The sequence below is a fragment of the Dokdonella soli genome, assembly GCF_039523175.1.
GTDB lineage: Bacteria > Pseudomonadota > Gammaproteobacteria > Xanthomonadales > Rhodanobacteraceae > Dokdonella_A > Dokdonella_A soli.
This window is the reverse complement of record NZ_BAAAEU010000006.1, coordinates 68233-83657: the sequence shown is the minus strand read 5'-3', so window position 1 is coordinate 83657 and position 15425 is coordinate 68233. Positions and strand designations below refer to the sequence as shown.

Sequence of the window (15425 nt, the reverse complement as noted above, 5' to 3'; positions counted from 1 at the left end):
CGCTATCCTCATTCGGAGGATCAGTTGAGGAGCCAGAGCAAGTCAATCCTTTCTAGTCCGGCTGCTTGCCATCCTTGCGTACCGGCGTATGCCTTCGCGCTTGCAGCAGCGGCGCTTTGCACCGAGATACACATCAACCACCGTCGAAGCCGTCCTTGAAGATGCGGTCGAGTCCGAATCGCCAGAGCTGCGCGTTGTTGTCGGTGATGTAAATGGCACCGTTGACCAGGATCGGACTCTGCCAGTGCACGCCGCCAAGGCTCGGTGAGGTCCACAGCACGCTACCGGTCAGCGGATTGCGCGCGACTACCGTGCAAGGGCCGCTGCCAAAGCCAAGGCTGCAGGAGCCGGCGGTGTACAACACGCCGTTGGCGACGATCGGCGAGGTCGACGAATCGCTCAAGTTCCAGCGCCAGGACAGCACTGGCTGGTTGCTGCCGTTGAGTCCGAGCCGGACACCCGAAATGCCGTTGAAGTTGCCGATGAACAGCCAGGTCGAACCATCGGCGGGGTTGACCCAAACGGCCGGCTGTTCGCGCATGCCGTTGCCGCCTTGTTGCACGTCGAGCAATTGCAGTTCGCCGCCGACATGCGCAGGCGCACCGGCGCCGCTCATGTTGTCGAGGTTGATCAGGCGCAACACCGCGTCCTTGCCGACCTGCATGCCGAGGTGCTGGATCGTGCTGGCTGCCGGCACCGGCAGGATCGCGAGCGAGATCGAGCCGAGGTCGGTGTCGGAGTTTTGCAAACTCTGGTAATTGCTCGGCGTGTAACTATCGCGCGGAATGCCGTTGCTACTTCCGGTGCCATCGACATTCAGCGCGAGCACGCTGTCGCCCCAGTTATGACCTGCACTGTTCGCATTGAACTGGCCATTGCCGGTCGCGACGTAGATGCGCCCGGTCGCCGCATCGAACGTCGCGCCACCGCGACCCCAGATGCCGCTAAGTGTCGTATCCGCTCCGACTTCCGCGCAGCCACCGGTGCCAAGCAATGCGGTCACGTCGCTGCACATCGCATTGAAGACGTGTTGCACGCCCGTAGCGAGGTCGATCGAAACAAGATGGCCCTGGTAGTCGCCGCCATCGCCGTCGTAACCGTTGGTCACGGCTTCCAGGTAGTTCGTTCCGTTCCAGCCCGCAATCGTGAGACCGCTGGCGACTTTCTCGGCATTCGGTTTCAGCGTGATTGCTCTTGGCCAGCCGGCCGGTCCCGGCGTCTGGGTCTCGACGCCATCGCCGATCCGGTATTGGTGCACGTATCCGTCGAGTCCGAACGAGTAGACATACTGCCGGTTCGGATCGATAGCCGGCGACGAGGAGGCGTGCTGGCTGCTGCCGACGGTCGCCTTCGACCAGACGACGCTGCCGGTCCCGGCGTCGATCGCGAAGAGGGTGCCCATCGAGCTGCTGCCGTCGAACAGATTGTTGCTGCCGAACGCGAACAGCAGATCCCGGATACCTGTCGGCGTGACGACGCCGCTTGCGTAGACCGGCGCACTATCCACTGTCGCCGACAACACGACCGGATTCGTGTACAGCGAGATCAATTGCGACACGTTGGCCGCGGTGATCGTGGTTTCGGCAGTGTTGCTGCCGCTGTGCGTCGCGTCATAACCGAACTGTGGCCAGTCCGCGCCGTGGGCCGTGGCCGCGAGTGCAATGGCTGCCGCGAGCGCGCCGCGGAGAATCAGGTGGATCGTTGGCATGGCCATTCTCCGGACTGGATGTGCCGGCCGTCAGGGTGCCGATCTTCCGTTCGTCAACCTGACAGCACAATGCACGGTTGCATCGCTCGCCGATCCATCCCGCCACCATTCGGTGAGGCGAAAAGCTGCTGGTGGACGACCTCGTATTGCTCGCGGCTGCCGTGATATCCCGGTGCTGATCTGGTTCAAGTGCAAGCGCTGCTCTTTCCGAGCGAGGTGGCGACATACGTGCCACCGGAAAACCTTTCAGCCACCGTCGAAGCCGTCCTTGAAAATCAGGTCGAGCCTCAGCCCAAACTCCCACAGCTTCGCATTGTTGTCGGTGATGTAGATCACGCCGTTGACGAGGATCGGACTCTGCCAGTGCAGACCACCAATGTGCGGCGACGTCCACAGTACGTTGCCGGTCAGCGGATCGCGCGCAACCACGCAGGGGCCGCCGCTGCACGAGCCGGCGTTGTACAGGATTCCGTTGGCAACGATCGCGGAGGTGGACGAGCCGCTCTTGCTCCAGCGAGTGGTCAGCACGGGCTGGTGGCTGCTGTTGAGGCCGAGTTGGACGCCCGACAGGCCGCTGCCGTTGCCGACGAACAGCCAGGTCGAGCCATCGGCGGGGTTGGCCCATACCGCCGGCTGCTCGCGCATGCCGCCGCCGCCCTGCGGAACGGCAAGGATCTGCAGCTCGCCGCCGACATGCGCGGGCGCGCCCGCGCCGCTCATGTTGTCGAGGTTGATCAGACGCAGCTGTGCGTCCTTGCCGACCTGCATACCCAGATGTGCGATCGTGCTTCCGACCGGCGCCGGCAGGATCGCGAGCGAGATCGAGCCGAGGTCGGTGTCGCTCTGGTAAAGGCTTTGATGGTTCGTCGGGGTATAGCTGTCGCGCGGCAGGCCGCCGCCGCTGCCGGTGCCGTCCGGCGTCAGCGCGAGCACGCTGTCGCCCCAGTCGAACCCGCCGGTATTCGCGTTGAAGTCGCCGTTGCCGGTCGCGATGTAGACGCGGCCGGTCGCGGCGTCGAACGTCGCACCGCCACGGCCCCAGATGCCGCCTTGTTGTCCGCGCCGGAACATCGGCGGATCGTCGGCGTAGTTGCAATCGTCGACGCCGGGTGTTCCATTGGATACCAGATGCGTGGTGAGGTTGCTGCACATCGCGTTGAACACGTTCTGCGCGCCGCTCGAAAGGTTGATCGAGACCAGGTGGCCCTGATAGTCGCCGCCGTCGCCGATATAGCCGTCGGTCACGACGACCAGGTAGTCCACGCCGCTCGCTGTCGCGATGGTCAGGCCGGAGGCGACTTTTTCGACATTCGGCTTAAGCGTGATCAGCTGCGGCCAGCCGCCGGCCGTGATCTCGGTACCGTCGCCGACCCGGTACTTGTGCGCGTAGCCGTCCGTGCCGTAGCTGTAGACGAACAGCCGGTTCGGATCGATGGCCGGCGATGCGGTCGTCGGCTGCTTGCCCGTGGTCTGGTGTGACCAGACTTCGCTGCCGGTGGCGGCGTCGACGGCCATGATCTTGCCGTTCTGGCTCAGGAAGAACAGCAGGTTCTTCGTGCCGCCTGGCGTGGCCACGTTGCTCAGATAGACCGGTGCGCTGTCGACACTCGCGGACAGCGTGACGGGATTTGCATAGAGCGGCACCAGCTGCGACACGTTGGCTGCGGTGATCGTCGTTTCGGCGGTGTTGTCGCCACTGTGTGTCGCGTCATAGCCGAACTGTGGCCAGTCCGCGCCGTGCGCCGAGCTTGCGAGCGAGATCGCAGCGGCGAGCGCGTTGCAGGAAACGAAACGGATCAATGCCATGATCATCCTCGGGGGCAGGGGATGCGCCGGATGTCAGGTTGCCGAACTCTCCCTCTCGGCTGCCTGACAGCGTGCGGATCGATTGTGCGTGCGATCAATTCGTTGCGTAGATGGCGCGTCGCTGCCGCGTCCTTGCGAGCTGGAAAAGTCCGGGAGGGACGGTTCCGGCATCCGGTTACGGATTCGCTCCGTCGAAACCGTCTTTGAAGATCACTTCACCCGGCGCGAATACGGCCGAGACGGGGCAGTCCCGGGTGGTTCCGCCGAGGCCGCCACCGTAGCCGTTCACCGCGCCGATCACACGACCCGCAGCGGGCGTCAGCGTGAAGCGGGCGGTGGCGCCGTCACTGACGGTCTGCGGGGTCCCGGGCGCGATCATACCCCCGCCACCGGCGGGCGGTGTAAGGATGTGCGTGACGATCGTGAACGTTGCGTTGACGATGCAGTCGGCGTTGATCGGGCCAGTCGCGCAGGTGTTGCTGACGAGATGCCCAGCACACCCGCTCGCCGCACCTGTTGGAGTGGCTTCAACCGCGATGCCTTGTCTGCGACGCTTGAATCAGCGCAGGAGCATCACCGCTGAAGCCGCTCCTGCGGGAGCGATCGAACTACTGTCCGGCCGTTTCCTTCAGGGCGATCGCGCTGATGCCGTTGTCGGCGAGCGAGCGCTTCGCGGACTCGAGTTCGCTGGCGCTCGCATAGGGGCCGAGACGCACGCGATGCCAGGTCTTGCCATTGATCGCGACCGGCTGCACCTGTGCGACGAATCCGACCATCGCGAGTTTGGCTTTCACCTCGTCGGCCGCCTTCGGGTCTGGATAGGAGCCGGCTTGCAGGATGTAGCGGCCGGCAGCGGGTGTGGCGGCCGGCGTCGCAGGCGCGGTCGCCGGCTGGCCGGTGGGGTTCGCCGCGGCATTCGCGCGCGCCTGCTGTTCAGCCTTCGCCTTCGCGGACAGCTCGGCATCCGGAATCACGACTTCGGCTTCCGGCAGCACCTGGTAGAAGTCGAAGTTCTTCTTCGGTTTGGCCTCGGCGACGGGCGGTTCGCTCTCACGCGGCGCGGTCGCTTCCGGATTCGGCTGCGGCAGGTTCTTTTTGCGCAGCAACGGTGCCCAGTCCTTGCCGAGCACGACCAGCATCAGGCCGATGCCGAGCAGCATGCCGACCAGCACCCAGAGCCATGCGGGCTTCTGTGCGCCGTTGCCGCCACGGGTCGCCTGGCGCCCTTTCTTCGCTGCCATTACATGCTCTCCGGGGCGGATACGCCCAGCAGGTCGAGGCCGTTCGCCAGCACCTGGCGCACGGCCGAAGCCAAGGTGAGTCGCGCGTCGCGCAGGTCTGCGTCGTCGACGATGAATTGATGGGTGTTGTAGTAGCCGTGGAACGCGGCGCTGAGCTCGCGCAGGTAGGTCGCGATCAGGTGCGGTTCGAGATTCTGCCCGGCCGTCTCGACGACTTCCGGATAGCGCGACAGCTCGGTCATCAGCGCCTGCTCGTGCTCGCTGTCGAGGCGTACGAGCTGCCTGAGGCCGTTGTCGCGGTCCCAGACGAGGCCGCGCTCGCCGAGCTGGCGCATCACGCTGGCGACGCGCGCGTGCGCGTACTGGATGTAGTAGACCGGGTTGTCGTTGGTCTGCGCACGGGCGAGGTCGATGTCGAAGATCAACTGCGAATCGGACTTGCGCGCGATCAGGAAATAGCGCGTTGCGTCGCGGCCGACCTCGTCGATCAGGTCGCGCAGGGTCAGGTAACTGCCGGCGCGCTTGGAAAGCTTCACTTCCTCGCCGCCGCGCATCACCGTGACCATCTGGTGCAGCACGTATTCGGGCCAGCCCTTCGGGATGCCGGCATCGAGCGCCTGCAGCCCGGCCTTCACGCGCGCGAGCGAGCCGTGATGGTCGGAGCCGAGTTCGGTGATCGCGCGTTCGTAGCCGCGCAGCCACTTGCTGCGATGGTAGGCGACATCGGGCAGGAAATAGGTGTAGGTCCCGTCCGATTTCCGCATCACGCGGTCCTTGTCGTCACCGAAGTCGGTCGTGCGCAGCCACAGCGCGCCGCCTTCCTCGTAGGCATGGCCGTGCGCGACGAGTTCCTTCGCTGTCTCCTCGACCTTGCCGTCCGCGTACAGCGAGGACTCGAGGAAATACACATCGAACGCGACGCCGAACGCGCGCAGGTCCAGATCCTGCTCGCGGCGCAGGTACGCGACCGCGAAGCGGCGGATCGCGTCGGGGTCGTCTACATCGCCGGTGCCNNNGTCCGCATGCACGGACTCGTGGTCCAGATACGCGCGTGCGACGTCCTTGATGTAGTCACCGCGGTAGCCGTCGGCCGGCCAGCGCGCGTCGTCCGGCTCGATGCCGCGCGCGCGCGCCTGCACCGACAACGCGAGATTGTTGATCTGCGCACCGGCATCGTTGTAGTAGAACTCGCGCACGACGTTCCAGCCGTTCGCATCGAGCACGCGCGCGATGCAGTCGCCGATCGCGGCGGCGCGGCCATGGCCGACGTGCAACGGGCCGGTCGGATTCGCCGAGACGAACTCGACCCCGGCCTTGTGGCCTTTGCCACTGGTGCCACGTCCATAGGCGGCGCCCAGTTCGAGCGCGGCGCGCACCTCGCGCTGATAGGCGGCGGGGCCGAGGAAGAAGTTGATAAAGCCGGGGCCGGCGATCTCGACCTTCGCGATTTCCGTGTTGGCGGGCAGCGCCGCGACCAGCGCCGCGGCCAGATCGCGGGGTTTCTTGCCGGCCTGTTTGGCCAGCAGCAGCGCTACATTGGTCGCGAAATCGCCGTGCTCGCGATTCTTCGTGCGTTCGACGACAAACGCGGGCGCATCGCCGGTCGGCAGGGTGCCGTCCGTGCGCAGCACGGTGATCGCATCGAGAACGAGGTCGCGGAGTTGGTCTTTCACGGGTCGGATCGCTGGAAAAGCCGCGCATTGTAGCGGTCTGCGCGGCGTTCCCGAAATCCGCGTCGACTGGCCGGACGACCGGAGGATGGCCGTGCCATCGCGGCTGTCATCGAATCGTCGCGAAGAAGGGCTACCGTGGCGTCCTGTCGCGCCTCCCATGGCGCGGCAGGCTTCGCGTCAGAGCGGCAGCAGGTGTTCGTTTGGAGTGGGTGGCGTGCGGGATGCGCACGGCGCCTTGGGTGCAGGGACGCACCGATCTCCGCGTTGGGACGCTCAGTCGACCAGATCCGCCAGCGTTTCACGGTACGCCGCGATCACCTGGTCACCACTCTCCGGCCGTCCATGCACCGCGATCCGCGCGCGCAGGCCCATGCACAGCGCTTTCAGCTTCGACGCGTTCGCTTGTTTGCCGCTTTCAAACGCGGCGCGGCCGGGCTCGGACTGGAAACGGTGCAGCTCGAAGAAGAAGCGGTCCTGGCCATCGGTCAGGAAGCCGAGCACCGGTAGTGCGCTTTCGCCGGCGGATAGTGAGCGGCCGCTCAGCATCTCGCGCTCGCGGCACAGGTTTTCCGCGGTGGTCGCGAACTTCCGAAACGGCTCGGCGACATTCGCGGTGTCCAGATCGGCGGCGACCAGGGCCAGCTGCCGCGCGTGCAGCAGATCGGCATCGGCGCGCCAGTCCGGTCGCCGCGCGTCCAGCGTCTGGTCGAGCCGGGCCGCCAGTGCGCCACCGTTCTGCACGAGATCGGCCGCGTTGTAGAGATGGCCGCCCGGCAGCGGCCGCGCGTCGAACGTGCTGCCGGCGATCATCAGCTCGGTCGCCGTGTAGAGATCCGCGTCGCGCTCGCGCGAAAAGCCGCACGCATCGAGGATGCGCTGGGTTTCCTCGATGCTGGCGCGTTCGTTCGCACCGACCCCGCCGACCAGCTGCGGCGCTTCGCGCTGACGCAGGTCGTGACCGGCGCCGAACAGCATCAGCGCGCAGCCGTCGCGCAGCGACAGCCCGTCGGCGCCGAGCGTGTCGCAGAGCCGGTCGATGCGGCCAGCGCAGATCTCGAGGATATGACCCTCGTTGTGGTAGGCGTGGAAGTCGGTGCCGAGAGAGCCGTGGCGCAACGCGAGTCGCGCGTAGGCGAGGCGCACCGCGTCCTCGGTGCGCGCGAGCAGTGCGAGGGCTTCTGCGTCCGGGGTCAATGCGCGCCACTGCACACGGCGGCGCGCGAGCAGCGCTTCCAGTGGCGCGGCGCGCTCGTCGAGCAGCGCGTGCGCCGTGGCGAGGTCCGGCAGACGCCGTTCGGCCTCGTCGGCTGGATAGGTGCGCGGGAATTCGAGGATCACGAATCAGGTGTTCCACCCCTGGCCCGCGGCGAGTATAGAGCGGTTTGCAGAACCGCTCCGGCATAGGGATCTGCCGTCGCGGCATGCACGAGCTTGCCGCGACCGTTTGTTTGCAAGCCGCGGCGGCTCTTGCACACGGGCTGCGTACGTGAAGGCGCAGCCGGATGCGTGCGCTGGATGCAGGCCGTGCAATTACAGCCAGCCGCGCTGCGCGAGCGAGGTCGGCGTGCCGTGGCCGATCACGAAATGATCGAGCAGGCGGACATCGATGAGTTCGAGCGCCTCGCGCAGGCGCAGCGTGATCTTGCGGTCGGCCGCGCTCGGTTCGGCCACGCCGGACGGGTGGTTGTGCGCGAAGATCACCGCAGCCGCGTTGTGGCTCAGGCAGCGTCGCACGATTTCGCGCGGATGCACGCTGGCGCCGTCGATGGAGCCGCGGAACAGTTCCTCGAACGCGAGCACGCGATGGCGGTTGTCGAGGAACAGGCAGCCGAACACCTCGTACGGATAGCCAGCCAGGCGTGACTTCAGGTAGCGCGCGCTCGCGGCCGGGTCGGTCAGCGTTTCGCCGCTGCGTAATTCCGCGTCGAGATAGCGGCGCCCGAGTTCCAGCGCGGCGCACAGACGGCACCAGGCGACCGTGCCGATGCCGGGCTTGTCCTGCGGCGCATCGAGCAGCGGCTTCAGCCCGCCTGCACCGGCGAGCAGGGCGCGGCCGAGGTCGACCGCACTCTGGCCGCGCCGGCCGGAGCCGAGGAAAACCGCGAGCAGTTCCGCGTCGGACAGCACGCCGGCACCGCGCGCCAGCAACTTCTCGCGCGGACGTTCGCCGTCGGGCCAGTCACGGATGCTCATGGGTTGAGGCCAGACAGGCCGGCGACAGGCGCGGCAGGACGAGGCAGCGGGGACGGGTTAGCGTTCATGGTCACACTCTAGCGATCCGCCGGTGCGGGCCCGAGCGGCGGCGGTCGCGAATTTCAGTAAGCTACGCGCTCATCCTCCTGTCCGCGGTCTCCTACATGACTGATCGAAGTCTGGCCGGCGTGCGCGTGCTGCTCGGCGTCTCCGGTGGTATCGCCGCATACAAGGCCGCGGAGCTGGTGCGCCGGCTGCGCGATGCGGGCGCCGAGGTGCGCGTCGTGCTGACCGAGAACGCGGCACGCTTCGTAACCGCGCTGACCTTCCAGGCGTTGTCCGGCCATCCGGTGCGGACCAGCCTCTGGGACGAGTCGGCCGAAGCCGCGATGGGCCATATCGAGCTTGCGCGCTGGGCCGACGAGGTGTTGATCGCGCCAGCCTCGGCCGATTTGATCGCGCGGCTCGCACACGGCCATGCCGGCGATCTGCTGACTACACTGTGCCTCGCGACGGCCGCACCGGTGTCGCTGGCGCCGGCGATGAACCAGCAGATGTGGGCGCATGCGGCGACCCAGGCGAACCTCGGCACGCTGCGCGAGCGCGGCGTGCGCGTGCTTGGACCGGCCTCCGGCAGCCAGGCCTGCGGCGAATTCGGCAGCGGACGCCTGCTCGAGGCGAACGAACTGGTCGCCGAGCTGGTTGCCGCGCGCGGTCCGCGCGAACTGGCGGGCATGCGCTTCCTGGTCAGCGCCGGCCCAACCTACGAAGACATTGATCCGGTGCGTTTCGTCGGCAACCGCAGCTCCGGGCGCATGGGCTTCGCGATCGCGGAAGCGGCGGCGCACGCCGGCGCAGCGGTGACCCTGGTCGCTGGTCCGGTCGCGCTGGCGACACCGGCCGGCGTCGAGCGCGTCGATGTGCGCAGTGCGCGCGAGATGCGCGCTGCGGTGCTGGCGCGCACGGCCAGCAATGACGTGTTCATCGCAGCCGCGGCGGTCGGTGATTTCCGTCCGCAGGCGGCGCTGCCGCAGAAGTTCAAGAAGGGCGGCGCCGCCCTCGAGCTCGCGCTGGTCGAGAACCCGGACATCCTCGCCGAGGTCGCCGCGCTGCCGGCGCGGCCGTTCGTGGTCGGCTTCGCCGCCGAGACCGAGAACGTGGAGGCGCATGCGCGCGACAAGCTCGAGCGCAAGCGGCTCGACCTGATCGCCGCGAACCAGGTCGGTGCCGGGCTCGGTTTCGAGCGAGGCGACAATGCCCTGCTGCTGCTCTGGCCCGGCGGCCGCGAGGAACTGCCACGCGCAGACAAGCGCGAACTGGCGCGTCAGCTGCTCGCGCGCATCGCGCACCTGCGCGCCGCTCGCTCGGGGACCCACGCATGACTCCGCCCTCAGCCCTCGGCTCGCAGCCCTTCGCTGTCCATCGCGCGATCCAGCTCAAGATTCTCGATGCGCGGCTCGGCACGGAATTTCCGTTGCCGGCGCCGGCGACCGAGGCGTCCGCCGGCGTCGACCTGCGCGCGATGCTGGACGCGCCGCTGACTCTGGAGGCCGGCGCCAGTGCGCTGATTCCGAGCGGAGTCGCGATCCATATCGAGGATCCGAACCTATGCGCGGTGGTCCTGCCGCGTTCCGGACTCGGCCACAAGCATGGCATCGTGCTTGGCAACCTGGTCGGCCTGATCGATGCGGATTACCAGGGGCCGCTGATGATCTCGTGCTGGAACCGTTCCGACGCGGTCTATACCATCGCGCCGGGCGAACGCATCGCGCAGTTGGTCATCCTGCCGGTCGTACGCGCCGCGTTCGAGGTTGTCGACGAATTCGCGCCGAGCGCGCGTGGCGTCGGCGGCTTTGGCAGTTCCGGTCGGCATTGAAGGCAGGCGAAGATGACGCGCATGGTCGAGGCCGACAGCAATCAGAAGAAAGCGGGTTCTGCGACGCGCATGCGCGCGGCGCTGGCGCCGTTCCTTCCGGACTGGCACGTACTCGTGCCGCTCGTGCTGGCCACGTTGCTGCTCGCGCTCGGCGGCTTTCTGGCCTGGCAGGGCTGGCTGGTCTGGAGCGTGCAGCACGGCACCGAAGAGGCCGACAGCGCGCGCGCGACCGCGATCACGGCGATCGCCACGCAGATCCGCCAGGCCAGCGAACGCGTGCAGCAGGCGCTCACCGACCCGACGGTGCAACAGGCGCTGGCGCAGGAAGGCGCACCCGGTCGCGATGCCGCCAGGAGCGCGTTGAAGCAGCTGCTGCCTGACCTCACCGATGCAGAATTCTTCAGCCCGGACCTCGACGAGGTGCTGTCGGGTGACCTCAAGGCCATAGGCTATGCGAAGGCCGCCGCGCTGATGCTGGCGAAAGTACACCCCGAGCATCCGCCCGCGGAGTCGCGCATCGAGCCGGAGGCGGGCCGCCAGCTGATGCTCGCGCTGCCCGCATCGGTCGACGGCAAGGTAGTCGCGTTCGCGGTCGCGGAATTCCCGTTCGCGCCGATTCTCGCTACCTTCCGTCGCGCCCCGATCAGCGGCGCGCGCCTGGATCTGCGCCAGGGTAGCGGTCGCGGCGACTTGCAGATTGCCAGCATTGGCGCGAACAGCGGCAATTCGATCGGCGATCTCGGCGAGCCGATCCCCGGATCGAACCTGCGCATCGGCAAGGGCGAGCCGGAGTATTTCATCGTCGTCCCGCACAATGTCGGCCTGGTTGCGCTGCTGGCCGTGCTCAGCCTGTTCGGCGGCATTGTCGCCTTGTGGTTGCGCCAGGTCGGGGTGCACAGCGCACTGGCGATGCTGCACGGACCCTCGAAATCGCAGGAAAAGGAGATCACCTTGGCCCAGGCCATCAAGCAGCAGGGCGAAGCGCCGATGCCAGTCGCCGCGAAGGCGGCGGTCGCCGCAGTGGCGCCCGCGCCGAAGAAGACCGCGAACGACGAGGCCGTCGATGTCGATCCGAGCATCTTCCGCGCCTACGACATCCGTGGCGTGGTCGGCCAGTCGCTGACTACCGGTGTTGCGCGCCTGATCGGACGCGCGGTCGGCAGCGAGGCGCGCGACCGCGGCCTGCGCGAGATCGTGGTCGGCCGCGATGGCCGCCTGTCCGGTCCGGACCTCGTCGCCGCGCTGATCCAGGGCTTGCGCTCGACCGGCATGGATGTGATCGACATCGGCGCCGCGCCGACCCCGGTCACCTATTTCGCTGGCTACCACCTGCGCACCGGTTCGGGCATCTCGGTGACCGGCAGTCACAATCCGCCGGATTACAACGGCTTCAAGATCGTGCTCGGCGGCGAGACCTTGTCCGAGGATGCGATCCAGAACCTGTTCCGGCGCATCGCCCAGGATCAGTTCGTCGAAGGCATGGGTGGCTTGCAGACGATCGACGTGAGCCACGACTACATCCATCGCATCACCGACGACATCCAGATCGAGCGCAAGCTGAAGGTCGTCGTCGACTGCGGCAACGGCATCCCGGGTGCGTTCGTGCCGGCCGTGCTCGAGGACATCGGCTGCGAGGTCGTGCCGCTCTACTGCGATGTCGACGGTACCTTCCCGAACCACCATCCCGACCCATCGGACCTGCACAACCTGCGGGACCTGATCCTGTCGGTGAAGCAGGTTGGCGCGGATATCGGCTTGGCCTTCGATGGCGACGGCGACCGTCTCGGCGTGGTCACCGCGAGCGGCGAGGTGATCTTCCCGGATCGCCTGCTGATGCTGTTCGCGATCGACATCCTGACCCGCAACCCGGGTGCGACGATCATCTACGACGTGAAATGCACCGGCCACCTGCAGCCGCTGATCCTGCAGCACGGCGGCAGCCCGCTGATGTGGCGCACCGGGCATTCGTTGATCAAGGCGAAGATGCGCGAGACCGAGGCCGCGATGGCCGGCGAGATGAGCGGCCATTTTTTCTTTGGCGAGCGCTGGTACGGTTTCGACGACGGCATCTACGCCGCCGCGCGGCTGATGGAGATCCTGGCCAGTGACGTCGAGCAGCGCACCCCGCAGCAGATCTTCGACACCCTGCCGAAGGGCGTGTCGACGCCGGAACTCAAGATTCCGATGCGCGAGGGCGAGCACTATCACTTCATCGACATGTTCCGGCAGAAGGCGACGTTCGAGGGCGCGCGCCTGACCACGATCGACGGCGTGCGCGCAGATTGGCCGGACGGCTGGGGCCTGGTGCGCGCGTCGAACACGACGCCGGTGCTGGTGCTGCGTTTCGACGCTGACAACTCGCAGGCGCTCAAGCGCATCCAGGACGTGTTCCGCGCGCAGTTCGCGGCGCTCGATCCGTCGCTGCCGCTGCCGTTCTGAGCCGGGGACGGGATAGAGCGCTGCAGTCGTCTCGGCGTCCCTGCCGTCTGCGGTACCTCTGCTACTGCTGGTGGGGCTCGACGAGCTTCGCCTTGAGCTCGCGGTAGCGCGTTGTCTCGCCTTCGAACTGGGACAGCGCGGTGTCACGCTCGTACTGGCGGCGCTCGACCGCGAGGCGCTGGTCGTCGACCTGCTTGCGCATCGCTGCGAGCTGGCGCGCTTCCGGGTCCGGCAGCGCCTTGTTGGCACGCTCAGCATCTGCGGCGCGTCCGAGCAGGTCGGCCAGCGTCTGTTCCTGGCTGCGCAGGCTGATTTGCGCCGCCACGATCTGCTGGTTGAGCATCTCGAGCTTCTGCTGCTGCGAGCGCTTGAGGTCGGCTTCGGTCGGATAGCCGGAGAGCATCCGCGCATCCGCGCGGGCGTGCTCGTCCACCTGGTCGCGCTCGGCCTTCGCCTTTGCGAGCTCGGCTTTCGAGGCGGCCAGTTCCTCGGCGGTCTTGGCGCGCTCGACGCGCTTGATGACGATGCCCTGCGGGCTGACCACCTCGTAGCCGAGCTTTGCGGCTTCGGGAGGAAGCGCGTCGCTGTAATGCAGGTTGCCACCGGCGTCGTGCCACTTGAAGCGGTTGTGGTCCAGCTCGCTGGCGGCAAGGGTGCCGCCCGCCGAGCCGGCGGCCAGTAGGGCGGCGAGCAAATGTGGCAACGAAACGCGCGGCGACGAACAACGCATGGCAGGTACCTCCCGGCCCGAGTATAGGCGAGGCACGCGCCCGTGCGCTGGGCGCCGGTTCATACCCCGTAGCGCGTCCGATACTCGGTCAGGTGCTGCCGATGACCGGCGAGTTCGGGCTTGTCGGCCGCGTAGGCGAGCAGGTCGGTCAGCCGCGCGATCGCAAAGGTCGGGATGCCGTATTCGGCGCTGAGCTCCTGCGTGGCCGAGAGCGTGCCCTGGCCGCGTTCCTCGCGGTCCAGCGCGATCAGTACGCCGGCCGGCGTCGCGCCGGCGGCGCGGATCAGCGCCAGCGACTCGCGGATCGCGGTGCCTGCGGTGATCACGTCGTCGACGATCAGCACGCGGCCCTGGAGTGGCGCGCCGACCAGCAGGCCGCCCTCGCCATGGTCCTTCGCTTCCTTGCGGTTGTACGCGAACTTGAGGTCGCGGCCGTGCTGCTCGGCGAGCGCGGCCGCGGTGATCGCGGCCAGCACGATGCCCTTGTAGGCCGGCCCGAACAGCATGTCGAAACCGATGCCCGAGGCGGCTGCCGCGTCGGCGTAGGCGCGTCCGAGTGTCGCCAGCGCGGCACCGGAATCGAACAGTCCGGCATTGAAGAAGTACGGGCTGACGCGGCCGGACTTCAAGGTGAACTCGCCGAAGCGCAGCACGTTGCGGGCGAGGGCGAGATCGAGGAACGCGCGTTGGCTTTGCAGCATGGGATTCGGGAGTCGGACTGTGGAGGCAGGATTGCCGGAACGAACAGCGTAGCTCGCCTGAAGGGCGAGCCGCGGGATGCGGCGAGTCATTCGGGAACCGGATTATGCAGTTCCCGCCGTTGTCGCGGAAGTCGCGAGCGTTCTGCGGACACCGGGTTCCAGTGTTCGCCGGAATGACGACTTCAAGCGGGCCGCTTCGGGTAGGCTTGCATTGATTCCCCAATTCCCGATTCCCCACTCCCCGTGAAAATCATCAGCTTCAACGCGAACGGCGTCCGCTCCGCAGCGAACAAGGGTTTCTTCGACTGGCTGCGCCAGCAGAAGGCCGACGTGGTCTGCCTGCAGGAAACCAAGGCGCAGGAGGACCAGCTCACCGATCCGATGTTCCGTCCGGACGGCCATCACTGCTTCTATCGTGACGCGACGACCAAGAAGGGCTACAGCGGCGTCGCGATCTATTCGAAGCGCGAGCCGGACGAAGTGCGCACCGCACTCGGCTGGGCGCCATTCGACGACGAAGGCCGCTACATCGAGGCGCGCTATGGCAACCTCAGCGTGGTGTCGTTCTATATCCCGTCCGGAACTTCGGGGGAGGAGCGCCAAGGCTTCAAGTTCGAGGTCATGGACTGGCTCAAGCCCGTGCTCGATGGTTGGCTCGCCAGCGGCCGCGAGTACGTGCTGTGCGGCGACTGGAACATCGTGCGCAGCCGCCTGGACATCAAGAACTGGAGCTCGAACCAGAAGAATTCCGGCTGCCTGCCGCCCGAACGCGCGTGGCTGAATGCTCAGATGGGCGCCGACGATGGCAGCGACGGCACGCCGCCCGCGAAAAAGGGCTGGGTCGACACCTACCGCGCGTTGCATCCGCAAGGCCAGGACTACACCTGGTGGAGCAATCGCGGCGCCGCGCGCGCGAACAACGTCGGCTGGCGTATCGACTACCAGTTCGCCACGCCGGGCCTGCGCGAACGGTTGAAGGCCTGCTCGATCCATCCCGAGCCCCGTTTTTCCGACCACGCACCCTACGTCGTCGATTACCGTGCCTGAGGCGCCCGCAG

General features: G+C 67.1%; 13 protein-coding genes. 4 read left to right on the top strand and 9 right to left on the bottom strand.

Going from position 1 to position 15425, the window contains the following annotated elements; genetic code table 11:
• Nucleotides 1–133: 133 nt before the first annotated feature.
• From ABD002_RS06070 to radC, 7 genes are all read right to left on the bottom strand, one after another.
• A complete protein-coding gene (locus ABD002_RS06070; RefSeq protein WP_343788214.1) occupies nt 134–1708 on the bottom strand; it encodes a PQQ-binding-like beta-propeller repeat protein in 1575 nt (524 codons plus the stop codon).
• Nucleotides 1709–1954: 246 nt separating this feature from the next.
• A complete protein-coding gene (locus ABD002_RS06065) occupies nt 1955–3514 on the bottom strand; it encodes an outer membrane protein assembly factor BamB family protein (RefSeq protein ID WP_343788212.1) in 1560 nt (519 codons plus the stop codon).
• Nucleotides 3515–3689: 175 nt separating this feature from the next.
• Nucleotides 3690–3893, bottom strand: a complete 204-nt coding sequence (locus tag ABD002_RS06060; RefSeq protein ID WP_343788210.1) for a hypothetical protein — start codon at nt 3891–3893, stop codon at nt 3690–3692.
• 229 nt (nt 3894–4122) lie between these two features.
• The gene (locus tag ABD002_RS06055) at nt 4123–4755 is read right to left on the bottom strand and encodes an SPOR domain-containing protein (protein WP_343788208.1); all 633 of its coding nucleotides are present in this window, start codon (nt 4753–4755) and stop codon (nt 4123–4125) included.
• On the bottom strand, nt 4755–6428 hold the full coding sequence (gene argS / locus ABD002_RS06050; protein ID WP_343788206.1) for an arginine--tRNA ligase: 1674 nt from the start codon (nt 6426–6428) through the stop codon (nt 4755–4757). The genes ABD002_RS06055 and argS overlap by 1 nt, the downstream gene beginning before the upstream one ends.
• A gap of 273 nt (nt 6429–6701) precedes the next feature.
• The gene (locus ABD002_RS06045) at nt 6702–7766 is read right to left on the bottom strand and encodes a hypothetical protein (RefSeq protein WP_343788204.1); all 1065 of its coding nucleotides are present in this window, start codon (nt 7764–7766) and stop codon (nt 6702–6704) included.
• A gap of 192 nt (nt 7767–7958) precedes the next feature.
• The gene (gene radC / locus ABD002_RS06040) at nt 7959–8621 is read right to left on the bottom strand and encodes a RadC family protein (RefSeq protein ID WP_343788202.1); all 663 of its coding nucleotides are present in this window, start codon (nt 8619–8621) and stop codon (nt 7959–7961) included.
• Nucleotides 8622–8785: 164 nt separating this feature from the next.
• On the opposite strand from radC, the gene coaBC reads away from it, so the two are divergent.
• From coaBC to ABD002_RS06025, 3 genes are read left to right on the top strand one after another with little or no spacing between them, the layout of a single operon-like run.
• Nucleotides 8786–10003 (top strand): bifunctional phosphopantothenoylcysteine decarboxylase/phosphopantothenate--cysteine ligase CoaBC, encoded by a 1218-nt coding sequence (coaBC, locus tag ABD002_RS06035; RefSeq protein ID WP_343788200.1) that lies wholly within the window; start codon nt 8786–8788, stop codon nt 10001–10003.
• Nucleotides 10000–10497, top strand: coding sequence for a dUTP diphosphatase (dut, locus tag ABD002_RS06030; protein WP_343788198.1), 498 nt, complete (start codon nt 10000–10002; stop codon nt 10495–10497). The genes coaBC and dut overlap by 4 nt, the downstream gene beginning before the upstream one ends.
• Nucleotides 10498–10509: 12 nt before the next feature.
• The gene (locus ABD002_RS06025) at nt 10510–12936 is read left to right on the top strand and encodes a phosphomannomutase/phosphoglucomutase (protein ID WP_343788196.1); all 2427 of its coding nucleotides are present in this window, start codon (nt 10510–10512) and stop codon (nt 12934–12936) included.
• A 61-nt stretch (nt 12937–12997) separates the two neighbouring features.
• Here ABD002_RS06025 and ABD002_RS06020 read toward each other — a convergent pair whose 3' ends face one another.
• A complete protein-coding gene (locus ABD002_RS06020; RefSeq protein ID WP_343788194.1) occupies nt 12998–13729 on the bottom strand; it encodes a DUF4124 domain-containing protein in 732 nt (243 codons plus the stop codon).
• Nucleotides 13726–14367 carry an orotate phosphoribosyltransferase gene (gene pyrE, locus ABD002_RS06015; RefSeq protein WP_343788192.1) on the bottom strand — a complete coding sequence of 214 codons (642 nt, stop codon included), beginning with the start codon at nt 14365–14367 and terminating at the stop codon, nt 13726–13728. The genes ABD002_RS06020 and pyrE overlap by 4 nt, the downstream gene beginning before the upstream one ends.
• A gap of 243 nt (nt 14368–14610) precedes the next feature.
• Between pyrE and ABD002_RS06010 the strand changes: the two genes are divergently transcribed.
• Nucleotides 14611–15414 (top strand): exodeoxyribonuclease III, encoded by an 804-nt coding sequence (locus tag ABD002_RS06010; protein WP_343788190.1) that lies wholly within the window; start codon nt 14611–14613, stop codon nt 15412–15414.
• The last annotated feature ends 11 nt before the right edge of the window (nt 15415–15425 follow it).

Bases quoted from the DNA above. Each gene is read 5' to 3' on its own strand.
- ABD002_RS06070 (WP_343788214.1), bottom strand. From the start codon at position 1,708: ATGCCAACGATCCACCTGATTCTCCGCGGCGCGCTCGCGGCAGCCATT.
- ABD002_RS06065 (WP_343788212.1), bottom strand. From the start codon at position 3,514: ATGGCATTGATCCGTTTCGTTTCCTGCAACGCGCTCGCCGCTGCGATC.
- ABD002_RS06060 (WP_343788210.1), bottom strand. From the start codon at position 3,893: ATGATCGCGCCCGGGACCCCGCAGACCGTCAGTGACGGCGCCACCGCC.
- ABD002_RS06055 (WP_343788208.1), bottom strand. From the start codon at position 4,755: ATGGCAGCGAAGAAAGGGCGCCAGGCGACCCGTGGCGGCAACGGCGCA.
- radC (WP_343788202.1), bottom strand. From the start codon at position 8,621: ATGAGCATCCGTGACTGGCCCGACGGCGAACGTCCGCGCGAGAAGTTG.
- coaBC (WP_343788200.1), top strand. From the start codon at position 8,786: ATGACTGATCGAAGTCTGGCCGGCGTGCGCGTGCTGCTCGGCGTCTCC.
- dut (WP_343788198.1), top strand. From the start codon at position 10,000: ATGACTCCGCCCTCAGCCCTCGGCTCGCAGCCCTTCGCTGTCCATCGC.
- ABD002_RS06025 (WP_343788196.1), top strand. From the start codon at position 10,510: ATGACGCGCATGGTCGAGGCCGACAGCAATCAGAAGAAAGCGGGTTCT.
- ABD002_RS06020 (WP_343788194.1), bottom strand. From the start codon at position 13,729: ATGAACCGGCGCCCAGCGCACGGGCGCGTGCCTCGCCTATACTCGGGC.
- pyrE (WP_343788192.1), bottom strand. From the start codon at position 14,367: ATGCTGCAAAGCCAACGCGCGTTCCTCGATCTCGCCCTCGCCCGCAAC.